We start from the raw sequence: 16742 nt of genomic DNA, 5'->3' as shown, positions 1-16742 counted from the left end.
GGAGTGCTTAAATTGAAACAAGCTCGATTTTGGTTACAGATTGTAGCGGTAATGATTTTACTCTTGGCCGCCGTGGGCTGCAGCTCCAAAAGTGCCGTTCCAAACGCGGGCCCAAGCAACGGACAAAAAGGTGAAACGCAGGAAAACACCGCCGACCAGAAAGATCCCTCCGAACTTCTGGTAACCCCCGAGGACGAGATGGGCTGGGGGACGGACGATGAGGGAGATGACGTGATTCCCCCGCTCGATGGAGAAGCGGCGCTAAAATTACGGGATGAAGGGGTTACCCGTTTCTTCACGGTTTTCTATGATGGCGGTAAGAAGTGCAAGCCGCTGGAAGAGCGCCAGATTGGGGACGATCCGCTGGGGTACTATTTTTTCTGCGATGACATGAACACCAAGGACAAGATAAAGGAATATCTCGAGCCTTCATATGCCGATGCCCTGATTACGGAATGGGTCGATTCGGATACAGTGGTGGAGAAAGACGGGAAGCTCGCATATATGCCTTATGATGTCAGCGCTCTGACCGATTGAGAGAAAGCGAAGCTGTCCCGGGTGGTCGAGGACAAAGGCAGCACCAAAGTTTTCGAATACGATGTGCCGGAAGCCGAAGGGGAGTCGCGGTTGATTCAGGTGCCGTTTATCTATGAAAATCAAAAGTGGAAGCTTAACGCGCATCCGGTCGATTTTTTGTAATTTCATTTTCTCAAAGTCAGTCCAAGCAGCCGCCAATCGTGTGAAATGGGGATGCAAGGGGCTGGCTTTTTGTTTGGCTGTGCGCAATACCGCCTGCCTTACCCATCCATTCACGCATTCCACCTCATGAGCGTACAATAGCCCAAGGGAATAAATGCAGTGAAATTTGCCGGAGCGAAGAAAGCTCGGTGTCCGGCGATAAACGAGGTGACAGACATGATTCTTCTTCCCCCCGGGGAAATGGAACAGGTGGACGGATTGGAGCTTAGCGGTACGGAGCGTGAAATTCTCCGCCTTAAACAGGCCAGCCCGGTGACGTATCCGTATCGTTCCGTCCAGGTGCTGGAATTTGAACTCAGGACGCGGAGCCGGATCGTGGAGGCGGCCGTAGGTCTCTACCGTAGCGGCGCGCGATTCTCCACGTTCGCGAATTCCCGGTGCAACGAGAGGTATTGGACCCGGTTGGATAACGGCGGTTTCCGCCTGCGTAACGATGTAACCCCTGCGGAGGGGATCCGCGACATTTATCGCAACGGGTGGGCGTATGCGTTCGAATGCGCTACCGCTATGGTCATTGCTCTGTACAAGGGGGTGCTGGAGGCCATCGGGGAACCGGCGTTTAATGCTTATTTTGGCGGATTGCTGTTGTACGATTGGAAATATGACAGCGACCTGCGCATTATTTCCGTTCCCGGCGGAGAGGCGTTTCCGGGCGATGTCGTCTATTTCAAAAACCCCGATTTCGATCCGAACACGCCCGAGTGGCGCGGGGAGAACGGGATTTTGCTGCCGGACGGAAATTATTTCGCCCACGGCATGGGACTCCGCTCCGGGGCGGAGATCATCGCCGAGCTCAATACCAAAAGAAGACCGGGAAGCACGGTTTCCGCCTATCGATTGGACCAGGTGGAGACGCTGGACTATGCCTATACTTTAGGGCTGAGCAACGTGTCGGCCCGCATCGGCAGCAGGCTGTACTCCCTTTAGATCCAGGGCAAACCGCGATGCCAGAAATCATGTAAACGGTCGATCCCCGAACGGATTTCCTCGGGCTCCAGATGGCCATAGCCGAGCAGGAGTTTGTCCATATGTTGGTCGCGGCGGGCAATCGAATATTGGTTGACCGAAGAGAGGCGAATCCCTTCCTTCCGAGCCTTCCTGGAAAAATCCTTGCCGTATCTCCCCTCGGCGAACTGCAGCGCCAGATGCAGGCCGGCGTTGTCGCCCCACACCCGGAGGACGGCCCGGCCAAAACGGCGCTTCACCGCCTCCAACAGGGCCTCGCGCCGCCGTCCGTAGATTTTGCGCAGACGGCTGACGTGGCGGTCCATTTTTCGCGTGCGCAAAAATTCGGCCAAAGCGGCCTGCTCCACGATCGGGCATTGGACATCCGCGTACATGCGCAAGAACCTCCACCGCTGGTGCAGGGGCTCGGGCAGGATGGCGAAACCGAGGCGGAGCGACGGGAACACCGTCTTGCTGAAGGTTCCGACATAGATGACCCGCTCGGCATCCAATGCGTACAGCGGCGTGATCGGGGCTCCCCCATACCGGAACTCGCAATCATAATCGTCCTCGATGACGTAAAAAGAGTTCTCCCGGGCCAGCCGGAGCAGCGCAATCCGCCGGTTGGCCGGCAGGATGCCGCCCAGCGGGAATTGGTGGGAGGGCGTAACGTATACCGCGGAAATGCCGCCGCCATCGCCGTTTCCGCTTTCGTGCCGGAAGAGCGCCTCAGCGCCCTCCACGACCAGGCCGTGCTCATCCACCGGAGCCGGGCGGTACTTGAATCCCCGGTTGCGGAGCAGATTCAAAATCCCGGGATGGCAGGGGTCCTCAATCACGAATTCTTTGCCCTCGCGGTGAAGCAAATCCGCCAGAAGATTCAGGGCCTGGGTAGCCCCCGCCGTCACAAAAATATGCCCGGCCGGCACCCGGATGCCCCGGCTCCGAAACAGCCAGGCCGCGATCTCTTTCCGCAGCGGCTCATAGCCGTCCGGACTGCCGTAGCCGAGCCCCTCCAACGCAAGCTGCGAAAACGCCTCCGATTGCAGCCGGGTCCATACATACTTGGGAAATCGCCGAAGATCGGGCTGTCCCGTCTTGAAATCCGCCGCGTAGCCGCCAACGGCCGTCTCCGCCCCGACGCCTGCCTGCGTATAGGTCCCGTCCTCATCCCGGGCGGGGCCGCCGGCAGCACGCTCCAGACGCAGGCCGTCCACTACGCGGGTCGGCGCCCCTTGGCGGCTGCAGACATAGCCCTCCGCCAGCAGCATGTCGTAGGCCTCGCTAACCGTGTGCCGGGACACGCCGAGCGTTCGGGCTAGCTCGCGGGTCGACGGCAGCGCTTCATAGGGCGGGATAACGCCGTCAAGAATGGAACGGCTGATCTGCTGATAAATTTGCCGCGACAGCGGTATCCCGCTGCCGGATTCGCGCTGAAGCTCAATGCCCCACATGGTAACCCTCCTCTTTTTTTACGGCCAACTGGTCTGGTCAAATTCATACTGAAATGGACCTTGGAACGGTCCAGTAATTGGCTATGATTATATCATGCCGTTTTCGCAAGTGACAAAACAGGAGGGTTCGCATGAAACAAAAACAAGGAGAAATCTACCTGCTTCTCGCCTTTACTCTTGCCGGAACATCCGTGGTCTCGGCCCGTTTCGCCGCGGGGTTGGGGGCTTTTACCATCACGTCGGTCAGTTTGCTGTTGGGGCTGGGCGTGCTGGTTCCGGTGTATGGAAAACGTTTGGGACAGGCCATCCGGCAGATGGGGTGGAGCGAGTGGGGCATGGTTGCGCTGCAGGCCTGCTTCGGGATCTTTCTGTTCCGCGCGCTGCTGTTGACCGGCCTCGACTATACGAGCGCCGGGGAGGCCGGGCTGTTAACCGGAACGGCGCCGGCGATCACCGCCTTGTTGGCCTGGGTGCTGCTTAGAGAATCCCTGAATGCCAAAGTCGCGGTCGGGATCGGCAGTACGGTCGGGGGGATTTTGCTGATTCAGGGAGAACCGGGGGTAGGGAATCCGCTGGCCGCCAGCCATCTGGCCGGAAACCTGCTCGTACTCGGGGCGGCGGCAAGCGAGTCCTTATTCAATATATTTTCTCGCGCCGCCAGCCGCGAGGGGAAGAAGCCGAAAGCAGCCGTGGACCCCGTCGCCCAGACGACGCTCGTTACGGCAGCAGCCTTTATGGTTTCCCTGGTCCCGGCTCTGGGAGAACGGCCGTTTGCCGCCTTGTCGACCCTCGATTTAACCGGCTGGCTCGCGCTGTTGTGGTACGGATGGGTCGTGACGGCGCTGGCTTTTATTTGCTGGTATGCGGGGATCCGGCGCTCTTCCGCCTTTACCGCCGCCGCTTATTCCGGCATGATGCCCTTGACCTCGATGGTATTGGCGCTCGTTTTGCTGGGGGAACGTATCGATCTGTGGCAGGCTGCCGGCGGGGGAATGGTCGTTTGTGGAATGGTGCTGATCGGGCTGCCCAAGCGGTCCCGCAATAAGACCATGCAGGTCCAGTAAGTTGGAACCGGGGCGAGTAGGGAAGGCCTGCGGAGCGTAGAACTTTTTTCCATGATATGCGTCTAAAATGGTATAGACAGGAAAAAAGGGGGATACCCGAAGTGGCAAAACCAAAGCAACCCCCGGCGGGAAAGCGGCCGGGCTTTTCTTTAATCCATGGAATCAAGGGAAGTTTGGCCCTGATTTGTCTGGTCGGCGGGACAGTTCCCGCATTAACGGCTTCAGCTTCGGCCCCGGTTGCGGCAGCCGCGCTGAACGAAGCGGTGAGCGGCCTTCCGGATTTCTTGGCGGGACAGCCGACGAAGAACGGGGAAGGCTTGGCCGTATCCAAGCCGCCAACAAGTGGAGAATCCGCCTCTTCCGAATGGCTGTGGCTTAAAACTCTTCCCAAACCTGGGGATATGATGGAAATACGTTTTCAGAGTCCGCTTTTTTCCAGGGCGGTCCATAGCGGTACCGATCTTCGGCAAATGAACGCCACTTATATAGGCGAGCCGGGAGAAAAGTTTATGATTTCGTCCGTTTCCGGCGAAATGCTGTCGTTCCATACTTATGAACGGGGAACCCTTTGGATCCCGCAATGGTATATTTCCGAAGCCGCCGGGAGCACCGAATCGATCGAACCGATGTATGTAACGCTGCGCAAAGAAGGCGAGCTTTCGCTGACACCGCGCAGCAAGGCCCGATGGAAAACCGGAAGCGGAACCGGAGACGACACCTTTGTGGCTGTCGCGCGGTGGAAGGATTGGTACGGCGTTATCGTTCCCCCCGCGGTTTGGTATGCGGAAGATGCGTATGAGGCCTATCGTCCGGCTATGCTTTGGGTTCGCGATAAGGACGTGGCCCAGACGACAGCCGTTCCGCTGCCTCTCTTGAAGGAGGAAGGCCCGGGTACAGTCCCGGACCTTGACACGCTGCAAAGCTTGATCTTGCAGGTGCTGAAACCGGGAGACGATGCCGCCAAGGTGAAAAAATGGCTGGGAGATCCGAAGCTGACGGAAGTTTCCGGAAATCTGCAAAAAGAAGGCGGAAAGCCGATCACTTTGGGCTCCAGTTGGCGGTATGAACGGGAAGACGCCCATTTACTGGTCACGTTTACTCCGGCCGGCAAACTGGCGGCCGCCCGCTGGGTATTTCCCGGCTCGGATCGGTATACAAGCCGCCCGTTCGCGGGGGATGATTATCTTTTTACCCAGGATTATACCGTAACTTCGCTCCCTCAAACGCGGGAAGTGCAGCCGGAGTGGAGAAATTCAGGCACGTTGGCCTATACCTATCTCCTTGGAGCGGGAAAAGAAGTCCTGCTGCTCAACGGGGACGACGGCGGATTCAGCGGTGATCACTATGACGCTTCCCTGTATGCCGTTGATAAGGAAAACGGGAAGACGCGCTGGCAGATTAACGCCGGATATGGCCGGTTACAAGCGTACCTGGATCCTTCCGGGGAGGAGGCCACTGTATTCACCTCTTACACTCCCGAGGAGAAGCAGTACGACAACCGGATTCGCCGGGTAAGGTTGTCCGACGGCGAAGTGCTGTGGGAACAGCGGTTCGGGGAGGATAACCAGATGGACATGTGGGCGGCACGGGATGCCGTCATCCTGGTTACAACCCGGAACGATTCCAGAGACGTTCAGCGGAAGACGAGCACGAAGCTGAGCGTGCTGGACGCTCGAAACGGACGAACCCGGTGGGAGTCCACGTTTGGCGAAGGGGTGCGAGTGCTGAACTGCGGCGCAGCGGACCCTTACGTGCTGATCGGGGAGGGAGCAAAGCTGCGGGCGCTGGATCCGGAAAGCGGCGCAACGGCCTGGTCGATCGAGTCGGAAGGAGGACAGGCGCACGATTACTCCGCAGATCCTTATTTTGCGGGAGGCCCCAGAATCGATCCGTTCACCGGACCGGACCCGGACAGACGCTGGATTTTGATCGGCGACAGCTGGAAGAGGCTGGACCTTTCGACGGGCAAAGTGCAGGCCGAATATCCGGTGGTGCCCGGAGAACGTTTTGAAGAGCTGGCGGGCGGCCGCTATTTGCTGGTCCAACACCCGTTGGACAGCGCCGATTATTGGGGAGCGACCTCGTTCGAAACGAAGTGGTACGATGCCGACGCGGGGAAGGAGCTATGGCGAATCTCCGGCAAAGGCAGCAAGGGCGAACTGGAGGGAGATATCCTCTACCTGACGATCAATGGATTACCGGCGGCTGTGGAGGCAAAAACCGGTAAAATGCTGTGGATTATGCCGAACAGCGCTTCTGAGGCGGCGGATTTGTCCGCTTTGGCGGCGGGCAGCTTCATGGTGTTGGAGCAGACGCTTCTGTACCCGTTCGGCCAGGATCTGCTGATACTCGACAAGAAGACCGGGAAACTGTTGGGCCGCGTGGCCGACGTAAAAACCGGTTACGCGGAGTTGCGCGATCACGAAACCCGGAACGGAACGCTGAACCGGTCGGGCGACGACATTTACGTCGGCACGGCCAACGGTGGCTTCCTCCGTTTCGATGCCAAGGCGCTGGAGAAGGTCGGGGAGCGATAGCCGTCCCGTGGCGATTGCGCACAATGTGGCCGACTAGGATGATGACTAGGCAAACTTGGCCTTGGCCGTCGAGGGTGCTGATGATCCCTGGTCACCGCGGCTGTGTTGGGGCGACTGGGCACCTTCGACCGCAGTTGTTGAAGGTGCTGATGATATCGGGCACCCTGGCCGTTTTGGGCCGACCTTGGCACTAGCCGTCGGAGTTGCTGATGCGACCGGGCCACCGCGGCCGTTTAAGGCCAATTGGCCAACAGCGGCCGTAGCTGCCGAAGGTGCTGGCGCTGCTAGGGGCAACTTGGTCTCTTGGCCGGTGCCGCCGCGAGTGTGGCCGCCCCGACCACTCAGCAGAGGATTCTAACGGAAACTATAGCCGCTATTTCGTCCAAAACGGCGGATTAGAAATTCTAACGGAAGCCATAGCTGCTATTTCGGCAAAAAGAGGTCATTACGGCGGGAATGAGGCCAAATAGGCGCTATTATTTCCGTTAAAAATCCGAAAGTGTGATTTTGCGCGAAATAGCGGCTATTAGTTCCGTTAGAAACGGTGATGGCCGATTGTGGCCACGGCGGCCGTTAAAAACCGAAAAGCCGAAAAACCGGGTTCGGCCCTCTGCCGGAGTTGCTAATGCGACCGGTCCACCGTGGCCGTTTAAGGCCAATTGGCCAACAGCGGCCGTAGCTGCCGAAGGTGCTGGCGCTGCTAGGGGCAACTTGGTCTCTTGGCCGGTGCCGCCGCGAGTATGGCCGCCCCGACCACTCAGCAGAGAATTCTAACGGAAGCCATAGCTGCTATTTTGGCAAAAAGAGGTCATTACGGAGGGAATGAGGCCAAATAGGCGCTATTATTTCCGTTAGAAATCTAAAAGTGTGATTTTGCGCGAAATAGCAGCTATTAGTTCCGTTAGAAACGGTGATGGCCGATTGTGGCCACGGTGGCCGTTAAAAACCGAAAAGCCAAAAAAATGGGTTCGGCTCCTCTGCCGGAGTTGCTGATGCGACCGGGCCGACGTGGCCGTTTAAGGCCAATTGGCCAGCAGCGGCTGTAGCTGCCGAAGATGCTGGCGCTCATAGGGGGCAACTTGGTCTCTTGGCCGGTGTTGCCGCGAGTGTGGCCGCCCCGTCCTCTCATCAGAGGATTCTAACGGAAACTATAGCCGCTATTTCGTCCAAAACGGCGGATTAGAAATTCTAACGGAAGCCATAGCTGCTATTTCGGCAAAAAGAGGTCATTACGGAGGGAATGAGGCCAAATAGGCGCTATTATTTCCGTTAGAAATCTAAAAGTGTGATTTTGCGCGAAATAGCGGCTATTATTTCCGTTAGAAACGGCGATGGCCGAATCGTGGTGTTTCTGGTTCTCTTCACATCGCATCGCACTATCGCATTGCACTATCGCATCGTACTATCGCATTGCACTATCGCATTGCACTATCGCATTGCACTATCGCATTGCACTATCGCATCGTACTATCGCATTGCACTATCGCATTGCACTATCGCATTGCACTATCGCATTGCACTATCGCATTGCACTATCGCATTGCACTATCGCATCGCACTATCGCATTGCACTATCGCATTGCACTATCGCATTGCACTATCGCATTGCACTATCGCATCACCCTACCGCATTGGCCCGCCGAATCACACCTGTTACCTGTTATATAGCTTTATTAGGTATTAATTTGTAAGCGCTTCAAAAATCTATTGCCATCCGCCTTGCCTGTTTGCTATAATGCCCTTGAAAAGCTTTTCAAAAAAGGAAGAAGACCTGATTATGAAACCAACGATAAGGGATGTAGCAAAACGGGCGGGCGTATCCATCAGCACCGTCTCCCGTGTGATGAACGCGCCGGATACGGTCACCGAGGACAAACGCCTGCGGGTGCTGGAGGCGATCGAGGAGCTGAAGTATCAGCCGAATTCTTTTGCCAGAGGTTTGATTTACCGGAAGTCCTACACGCTGGGGCTGCTGATCCCGGACATCGAGAATTTGTACTACGCCGGGATTATCCGCGGCATGCAGGACGCCTGCATCAAGCTGGGCTACAGTCTGATGATCTGCAATACGGACCGGGACGAAGGGCGCCTGCTGGCTTACATCGACGCGTTTCATGAGAAGCAGGTGGACGGGGTGATTTTTGCCAGCGACAAGCTGATTCCGGAATATTACGAGAAATTGGCGGGATACCGAATTCCGTTTGTCCTGGTGTCCTCCCACTCCTACGAGTACGAGGTGCCCAGCGTCGAGGTGGATGACGAAGCGGGAGCTTACGACGCCGTTAAATTCCTGATTGAGCTCGGACATCGGAAAATCGCGATGATCGGCTTCAACGATCCGAATTCGGTCGCCGGGCCGCCGCGGTGCCGCGGATTTGCCAGGGCTTTGGCTGAAGCGGGGCTGGAGCATAACAGCGGCAACATCGTATTCGCGAGCCATCGCTTCGAGCATGCGTATGACGCGGCCCGGGAGCTGTTCGCCAAATACCCCGACACGACGGCCGTGTTCTGCGTGGCTGACGAATTTGCGATGGGCGTCATTTCCTACCTGAAGGACCGCAGCATTCTGGTGCCCGGCCAGGTGTCCGTGGTCGGCTTCGACAATGTCCGGATGGCCGGCATGTTCATCCCGAAGCTGACGACGATAGCCCAGCCCATGTACGAGATGGGATACCGTTCGGTGGAGAAGCTTCACGAATTGCTGGCGACCGGCCGGGTACAAGTCACCCGGGAGAGATTGCAGCATAGATTGATTGTAAGAGAATCCACCCGGGAAAAATAAGCTTTTTGGCCGTGTTCTCCACGGAATATCGGCGATTCTGAAAAGCTTTTCAAAAAAACCATTACTCTCCTTACGTCTTTTCGCAAACTTTGAAGTCTTTCGCAAGCTTTGCAATCTTTCGCAAATTCAGGCTAGCTTTCACAACTCTAGGCTAAGCTTCAAAGTACAGCACGACACGCAGCCGGGAAGAGAAGTAAGCGAGGGTAAATCAACATTATGAAAGCGTATACAAAACACAAACGGGATTTGAAACTAGATCAGAGCTCCGCTTTCGGAACCGTTTTTTACTTCTTTAAGGAGGTGATTCGCCTTTAGCCTGCCGACACCGCAAGACCCTCAGATCTGACCGTTAAACTCGAAATAATCAAAAGGGGATGTTGAAGGATGAAGAAAACGAAAACGATGGGACGCAAGTTCGCATTACTGCTCGTACTCTGTCTTTCATTCACGATGATGTTAAGCGCCTGCGGCGGCGGTAACAAGGCCGCGAAGAACGACCCGGCTCCCACACCTGCGGAGAATGGGGCGACCGGAAACAATCAAGGCGCGGCGAACGGCGGCGGGGAAGGTACGGGATCACCGCTTGATCTGGCGCTGAAGGGCGAATATAAAGGCACCAAAGTGACCATGTTCGGACCGTTCGTGGATGCCGACCAGGTCAAATTCGAAAACAGCATCAAAGAATTCGAGGAGAAAACCGGCATCGATATCCAATACGAGGGGTCCAAGGAATTCGAGGCGACGATCAACGTCCGCGTGGATGGCGGAAACGCTCCGGATATCGCCGACTTCCCGCAGCCGGGGCTGCTGGCCTCCATCGCAAAGACCGGCAAGGTGATCGATCTGACCAACGTTCTCGACCAGGAAAAGCTAAAGGCGAACTATAACCAAAGCTGGCTCGACATGGCGACCATGGACGGGAAGGACGGAAAAATCATGGCCGGCATCTGGAACCGCAGCAACGTCAAAAGTCTGGTCTGGTATCCGAAAAAGCAGTTTGAGGAAGCCGGATACGAAGTTCCGCAAACTTGGGATGAAATGATGACCCTCACCGAGCAAATCGCCAAGGACGGCGATCCGGCTTGGTCGATCGGCATCGAGAGCGGCGCGGCCACGGGATGGTCGGCCACCGACTGGGTAGAGGACATTATGCTGCGGACGACGTCCCCCGAAAACTACGACAAATGGGTCAAAGGGGAGCTGCCATTTACTTCGCCTGAAGTGAAACGCGCGGTGGAAATCATGTCCGGTATTTGGCTGAATCCGGATTATGTGTACGGCGGCACCAAATCGATCGTGACGACAGCCTTTGGCGATGCGGCGGCACCCCTCTTCGACAGCCCGCCAAAAGCTTGGCTCCACCGTCAAGGGAACTTTATCACCAGCTTCTTCCCGGAAACGGCCAAAGTGGATGAAGATTACGACTGGTTCTACCTGCCGCCGATCGATGAGCAATACGGCAAACCGGTTCTCGTGGCCGGCGACATTTACGCCATGTTCAACGACCGTCCGGAAGTTCGCGCGGTAATGGAGTTCTTCACGACGGGCGAGTCGATCAAATCCTGGGTACAATCCGGCGGCGTGATCGCGCCGATGAACGACGCTCCGCTTGACTGGTACATGTCCGAATCGGACCGCCGCATGGCTAAGCTCGTACAAGAAGCAACGACGCTGCGGTTTGACGGGTCCGACCTGATGCCGGGCAAAGTGGGCGCGGGGACCTTCTGGAAAGGGATGACCGACTATGTGAGCGGAACGGCATCACTGGACGAAGCCCTGAAACAAATGCAATCCGGCTGGAACAACTAAGGGGTCGCCATGAGTACTCAAGCCAAGCAGAGAACAAGTCCAAAGGCCGTCGTCGTTTCGGCGGCGGTCCTTTTGGCCAACCTCGTCGTGCACGGCGCAATCTTCCTGTTCTTCCGCGATGCATCGCTGAATCCGCTCGTCACCGCGGTGCTTGCCGTAATCTGGGGCGTGTTGGGCGTCTACCTGATCTACATGAGCCTGAACTGGGCGGCGGAGCGGTATCCCGAAAAAGTGCGCAGAAAAATACTGCCCTATATTTTCATCGGCCCGGCCGCGATTCTGCTCGGATGGCTGGTGGTGCTGCCCGCGCTGCGCACGCTCTACCTGAGCTTTTTCAACGCCTCGTCGGATAAGTTCGTCGGCCTGGCCAATTACGCCGCCATCTTCAGCGACCGGCTGATGGGAATCGCGCTGCGCAACAATCTGCTGTGGGTGTTTATCGGCACGCTGGCCTGCGTAAGCTTGGGGCTTTTGATCGCGATCCTGGCCGACCGCAGCAGCTTCGAAAAGCTGGCGAAATCCATCATCTTCATGCCGATGGCGATTTCGTTCGTGGCTGCGGGGGTTATCTGGAAGTTCGTATATTATTACCAGCCCGGCGATGAACAGATCGGACTGCTGAATGCCATCGTCTCCTTTTTCGGCGGAGAACCGCAGGCCTGGACGAGTATGGTACAGCCGTGGAACAACCTGTTCCTGATCCTCATCCTGATCTGGATGCAGACCGGCTTCGCGATGGTGATTTTCTCGGCCGCCATCAAAGGCGTTCCGGACGATATTCTGGAGGCGGCCCGCGTGGACGGAGCGGGGGAGATCAAAATCTTTTTCCGCATCATCATTCCGTATATCGGAACGACGCTACTGACCGTAACCACAACGATCATCGTATTTACGCTGAAAATTTTCGACGTGGTCATGGTCATGACGGGAGGACAGTACGATACGGAAGTGGTCGCCACGCAGTTTTACCGGCAATTCTTCATGTACCGGAACTTCGGCTACGGCTCGACCTTGGCCATCGTGCTCCTGATCGCCGTTCTTCCGGTCGTCATCGTGAATCTGCGGCAGTTCCGCAAACAGGGGGGATTCTGATGGCACGCAGCGCCAAACGAAAAGGAAGCAAGACGATCGTGAATATCGTCCTCGGGTTCATCTGTCTCCTCTGGCTGGTGCCGACGCTGGGGCTGTTCATCTCCTCCTTCCGGCCGGCCGCGGATATTCTGCAAACCGGCTGGTGGAACGTATTCCCGCACCAGGCGTGGAAGCAGTCCGGCGAAACCGTTCAATTATCCAAAGATCTGGACCTGCGCCAGCCGATTGAAGTCAACGGCAAGACGTTCACCGACGATCAGCTGAAGCAGGGCGTCATGGTCGACGGGGAGCGTCTGATGTGGGAGAACCGGCGGCAGCGGACGCTCAGCGTGATGGAGCGGGGCTGGGAATTCAAACCGGATTTGACGCTGGATAATTACAAAAACGTATTGTCCGGGAAGGAATACAAGCTCAAGAACCCCGACGGCAGCGAATCCGTGCAGAAAGGGACCGGACTTTCCCAAGCGTTCTGGAACACGCTGACGATCGCGGTTCCAGCCACGGTGATTCCGATCCTGATCGCTTCCTTTGCCGCCTACGCTTTTGCGTGGCTGCGCTTTCCGGGGCGGAAGACGCTGTTCGTCGTCATTATCGCCATGCTGGTCATCCCGCTGCAGGTCGCGCTGATTCCGGTGCTCAAGGATTTCACCTCGCTCGGCCTGAACGGCAGCTACTTAGGCATCTGGCTGGCGCACACGGCGTTCGGCTTGCCGCTGGTGACTTACTTTATGTACAACTTCATCAGCCAACTGCCGAGGGATTTGTTCGAGTCCGCGTTCATTGACGGAGCCAGCCACTTTACGATTTTCTCCCGGCTGATTCTGCCGCTGTCGGTGCCCGCGCTCGCTTCGATCGGGATCTTCCAATTCCTCTGGGTATGGAACGATTACCTGGTATCCCTGATCTTTATCGGTAACCAGCCGGGCGTACAGGTCATGTCGATGAAGATTGCCGACCTGGTCGGTTCCCGGGGCAACGACTGGCACCTGCTGACCTCCGCGGCGTTTATTTCGATGCTGATGCCGCTGGCGATCTTTTTCCTGCTGCAAAAATACTTCGTCCGGGGCCTCATGGGCGGTTCGATTAAGGGCTGAGACCGGCGGGTAATGGTGCATAGCGCAGACGCTACAGACACGAAGCTTTGAATGAGGATGGGAAAAAAATGATGAAACCCGAAGCACACGCACATTCACACGCATATGCCTTGCATCCTTTTACGGAATGGAGCATCAAAGAGGTCGCTTATCTCGAGGAAAATCAACAGCGGAGCGAGAGTATTTTCGCCCTCGGAAACGGCTATATCGGGATGAGGGGGAATTTCGAGGAGGGGTACCGCGGAACGGAGGGCTCCTCCGTCACCGGCAACTACCTCAACGGTTTTTACGATGCCGAGCCGGTTATTTATCCGGAGGTCGCCTACGGCTACCCTACGCACAATCATGCCATGCTCAACGTTCCCAATGCCCGGATCGTAGAGCTGTGCATCGCCGGGCAGCCGTTTCATCTGCATACCGGCTCCGTGCACAAACACGGCCGGGAGCTCGATATGCGGGAAGGCCTCCTTCGCCGGGAAGCGGAGTGGGAATCCCCGGGCGGGCACCGGGTGGAGATCGTGGTCCGCAGCCTGGTTTCGCTGGAGCATAAACATCTGGCCGCCCTCTGCTACGAGGTCAAGGCGCTGAATTTCTCCGGCGAAATTCAGCTGTCCTCGCTCATCGACGCCCAGGTGACGGGGCCGGAAGGCTCGGACGATCCGAGGCTGGGCGCGCGGCGTACCGAGCCCAGCCTGCTGTTCGAGGAAGCCGGGCAGGAGGGAGCCGGCTGCTGGATGCGGCACCGGACGCGCAACACCCGGTTTGCCCTGCTCACGGGCTTGTACCACCGCCTGGAAGCTCCGGGCGAGCGCGACTGCCGGGTGGAAAGATACGCGAACGGGACTCGCGACGGGATTCGGTATACGCTGTATCTGAACCAGGGAGAGACTGTCCGGTTAACCAAATATATCGCGTACCACACGTCACGCGATTATCCGGAGGAAGAGCTGCCGAGTCGCAGCGCGGAAACCTTGGAGTTGGCGGACCGGCTGGGCTTCGAAGCGCTGGCCGCACAGCAGCGGGCTTTTCTGGAGCGTTTTTGGAGCCGTGCGGACGTGGAAATCGAGGGCGATCCGGCCATGCAGCAGGGCGTAAGATTCAACGCCTTCGGTCTGCTGCAGGCCACCGGCCGGGACGGCATCACGAATATCGGGGCCAAGGGTTTGTCGGGGGAAGGGTATGAAGGCCATTATTTCTGGGATACGGAAATGTATATGCTGCCATTCTTCACCTTCACCTGGCCGGAGGTGGCCCGCGCCCTGCTCGATTTCCGTTACGCCACGCTGGGCAAGGCCCGGGAACGGGCGGCCCAGATGGCGCAGAAAGGCGCACTGTATCCGTGGCGGACGATCAACGGGGAGGAGAATTCCACGTTTTTCCCGGCCGGAACGGCACAAGCGCATATCAACGCCGACATCGCTTACGCGATCCGGCAGTATGTGCTGGCGACGGGGGACGAACGGTATTTGGCGGAAAAGGGCGCGGAGATTCTGTTCGAGACGTCCCGTTTCTGGGCCGACCTCGGGCATTTCAATCCCGCGCGGGGCGGCGCGTTCTGTATCGACGCGGTCACCGGGCCGGATGAGTATACGGCTGTAGTCAACAACAACGCCTATACGAATCTGATGGTCCGGGAGCAGCTTCACTACGCCTGCGAAACGGCGGAGAAGCTGCGGCGGGATTATCCGGTGGATTATGAGCGGCTGCAGCGGGAGCTGGCGCTTACGGAGGAAGAAGTGGCCGAATGGAGAAGGGCCGCGGATCTGATGTATATTCCCGGCGATGCCGAGCTCGGCATCGTGGCGCAGGACGATACCTTTTTGAGCAAGGAACGATGGGATTTCGAACACACGCCGTCTTACAAATACCCGCTGCTGCTGCATTACCATCCGCTTGTCATCTATCGGCATCAGGTATTGAAGCAGGCGGATGTCGTGATGGCGCTGTTTTTGCTCGGCGACCGGTTTTCACTGGCGGACAAAATACGCAATTACCGGTACTACGAACCGCTGACGACCCATGATTCCTCCTTGTCGCCCTGCATTCACAGCATCGTCGCCGCCGAGATCGGCCGTCTGGAAGAGGCGTACAAATATTTCAACCGTACGGTGCGGATGGATCTGGACGACGTGAACGGGAATGTAAAAGACGGTCTGCACACCGCCGCGATGGGCGGATCGTGGATGGCGGTGGTGAACGGCTTTGCCGGACTCCGCTTGTTCGGCGACGGCGTGCTGTCGTTTGCGCCCGCCCTGCCGTCCCCGTGGGACAGTCTGCGGTTCAAGATCATGCACCGCGGCTGTCTGCTGGATGTAAGAATCGGGCATGAAGCCGTCGAGTATACGCTGCTGGAAGGCGACCGCCTCACCTTCCGCCATCGCGGCGAACAGCTGGAGCTGTCCGCGGCGGGCTCGTCGATCCGGCGCTCGCTCGCCCGGAAGCTGGAGGCCGTTATCTTCGATCTGGACGGCGTGATCACGGATACGGCGGAGCTGCACTATCTCGCCTGGAAAGAGCTGGCCGACGAACTGGGCATCCCTTTTGACCGTCAGGTGAACGAACGGTTGAAAGGGGTGAGCCGCGCGGAGTCGCTCGAGATTATTCTGGAGCGGAGCGGCCGCGCTTGGTCCGCTGCGGAGAAGGCCGCCCTGACGCTGCGCAAAAACGAGCGCTACCGCGAACTGATCGGCCGGCTCACGCCGGCGGACCTGCTGCCGGGCATCCGTGAGCTCATCGCCGCCTTGCGGGAGCGGGGCATCGCCGTCGGCCTGGCGTCGGCGAGCCTGAACGCCCCGCTGATTCTGGAGCGGCTGGGCGCCGGCTCCTGGTTCCAGGCGGTGGCGGATCCCGCCGCCGTGCGCAAGGGCAAGCCGGACCCGGAGCTGTTCCTCCGGGCGGCGGACATGCTCGGCGTGCCGCCGCAGCACTGCGCCGGCGTCGAAGACGCGGCCGCGGGCGTGGCGGCGATCCGGGCCGCCGGCATGAAGGCGGTCGGCATCGGCAGCGCCGACCGGCTCGGCGAGGCCGACCTGCTGCTGCCGTCGACCGCCGAGCTCAGCCCCGAGCGGCTGCTGGGGCTGTTCGGCTAGGCGCCGCGCGGCGGCCCTTTGCGGGAGAGCCGCGCAGCCGGCCGCAAACGCTAAAAAGCCGCTTCACCTGTAGATCCGAAGTTGGATCGAGGGTGAAGCGGCTTTTTTGGCTCCGGT

The 16742-nt window shown here is 58.0% G+C and carries 11 protein-coding genes; 10 read left to right on the top strand and 1 reads right to left on the bottom strand.

Going from position 1 to position 16742, the window contains the following annotated elements:
- The first annotated feature begins 12 nt into the window (after positions 1-12).
- The 3 genes from FRY98_RS06885 to FRY98_RS06880 all read left to right on the top strand — a co-directional run bounded on the left by FRY98_RS06885 (position 13) and on the right by FRY98_RS06880 (position 1686).
- Complete coding sequence (locus FRY98_RS06885; protein WP_148450935.1) at positions 13-537, top strand: DL-endopeptidase inhibitor IseA family protein; 525 nt, start codon at positions 13-15, stop codon at positions 535-537.
- A gap of 21 nt (positions 538-558) precedes the next feature.
- Positions 559-699 (top strand): hypothetical protein, encoded by a 141-nt coding sequence (locus FRY98_RS28390; protein ID WP_170287043.1) that lies wholly within the window; start codon positions 559-561, stop codon positions 697-699.
- A 216-nt stretch (positions 700-915) separates the two neighbouring features.
- On the top strand, positions 916-1686 hold the full coding sequence (locus FRY98_RS06880) for a protein-glutamine gamma-glutamyltransferase (protein WP_148450934.1): 771 nt from the start codon (positions 916-918) through the stop codon (positions 1684-1686).
- On the opposite strand, the gene pdxR is transcribed toward FRY98_RS06880, so the two are convergent.
- On the bottom strand, positions 1683-3158 hold the full coding sequence (gene pdxR, locus FRY98_RS06875; protein WP_148450933.1) for a MocR-like pyridoxine biosynthesis transcription factor PdxR: 1476 nt from the start codon (positions 3156-3158) through the stop codon (positions 1683-1685). The genes FRY98_RS06880 and pdxR overlap by 4 nt on opposite strands.
- A 131-nt stretch (positions 3159-3289) precedes the next feature.
- Between pdxR and FRY98_RS06870 the strand changes: the two genes are divergently transcribed.
- From FRY98_RS06870 to pgmB, 7 genes are all read left to right on the top strand, one after another.
- Entirely contained in the window at positions 3290-4222 is a 933-nt protein-coding gene (locus FRY98_RS06870) for a DMT family transporter (protein ID WP_148450932.1), read from the top strand.
- Between the two features lie 101 nt (positions 4223-4323).
- Entirely contained in the window at positions 4324-6759 is a 2436-nt protein-coding gene (locus FRY98_RS06865; RefSeq protein WP_170287042.1) for an outer membrane protein assembly factor BamB family protein, read from the top strand.
- A gap of 1777 nt (positions 6760-8536) precedes the next feature.
- Positions 8537-9541, top strand: a complete 1005-nt coding sequence (locus FRY98_RS06860; protein WP_148450930.1) for a LacI family DNA-binding transcriptional regulator — start codon at positions 8537-8539, stop codon at positions 9539-9541.
- A 384-nt stretch (positions 9542-9925) separates the two neighbouring features.
- The gene (locus tag FRY98_RS06855) at positions 9926-11350 is read left to right on the top strand and encodes an ABC transporter substrate-binding protein (RefSeq protein WP_225039222.1); all 1425 of its coding nucleotides are present in this window, start codon (positions 9926-9928) and stop codon (positions 11348-11350) included.
- Positions 11351-11359: 9 nt separating this feature from the next.
- A complete protein-coding gene (locus tag FRY98_RS06850; protein ID WP_148450929.1) occupies positions 11360-12442 on the top strand; it encodes a carbohydrate ABC transporter permease in 1083 nt (360 codons plus the stop codon).
- A complete protein-coding gene (locus tag FRY98_RS06845) occupies positions 12442-13536 on the top strand; it encodes a carbohydrate ABC transporter permease (RefSeq protein WP_148450928.1) in 1095 nt (364 codons plus the stop codon). Before FRY98_RS06850 ends, FRY98_RS06845 begins: the two co-directional genes overlap by 1 nt.
- Positions 13537-13604: 68 nt before the next feature.
- Positions 13605-16625, top strand: coding sequence for a beta-phosphoglucomutase (gene pgmB, locus FRY98_RS06840; protein ID WP_148450927.1), 3021 nt, complete (start codon positions 13605-13607; stop codon positions 16623-16625).
- Positions 16626-16742 lie beyond the last annotated feature (117 nt).

Source organism: Paenibacillus faecis (assembly GCF_008084145.1).
Classification (GTDB): domain Bacteria; phylum Bacillota; class Bacilli; order Paenibacillales; family Paenibacillaceae; genus Fontibacillus; species Fontibacillus faecis.
The sequence above is the reverse complement of the archived record's forward strand: the minus strand, read 5'-3'. Positions and strand labels throughout refer to the sequence as shown.

Excerpts from the sequence above, each read along its gene's own strand:
- FRY98_RS06880 (WP_148450934.1), top strand. The coding sequence starts at position 916 with ATGATTCTTCTTCCCCCCGGGGAAATGGAACAGGTGGACGGATTGGAG.
- pdxR (WP_148450933.1), bottom strand. The coding sequence starts at position 3,158 with ATGTGGGGCATTGAGCTTCAGCGCGAATCCGGCAGCGGGATACCGCTG.
- FRY98_RS06870 (WP_148450932.1), top strand. The coding sequence starts at position 3,290 with ATGAAACAAAAACAAGGAGAAATCTACCTGCTTCTCGCCTTTACTCTT.
- FRY98_RS06860 (WP_148450930.1), top strand. The coding sequence starts at position 8,537 with ATGAAACCAACGATAAGGGATGTAGCAAAACGGGCGGGCGTATCCATC.
- FRY98_RS06855 (WP_225039222.1), top strand. The coding sequence starts at position 9,926 with ATGAAGAAAACGAAAACGATGGGACGCAAGTTCGCATTACTGCTCGTA.
- FRY98_RS06850 (WP_148450929.1), top strand. The coding sequence starts at position 11,360 with ATGAGTACTCAAGCCAAGCAGAGAACAAGTCCAAAGGCCGTCGTCGTT.
- FRY98_RS06845 (WP_148450928.1), top strand. The coding sequence starts at position 12,442 with ATGGCACGCAGCGCCAAACGAAAAGGAAGCAAGACGATCGTGAATATC.
- pgmB (WP_148450927.1), top strand. The coding sequence starts at position 13,605 with ATGATGAAACCCGAAGCACACGCACATTCACACGCATATGCCTTGCAT.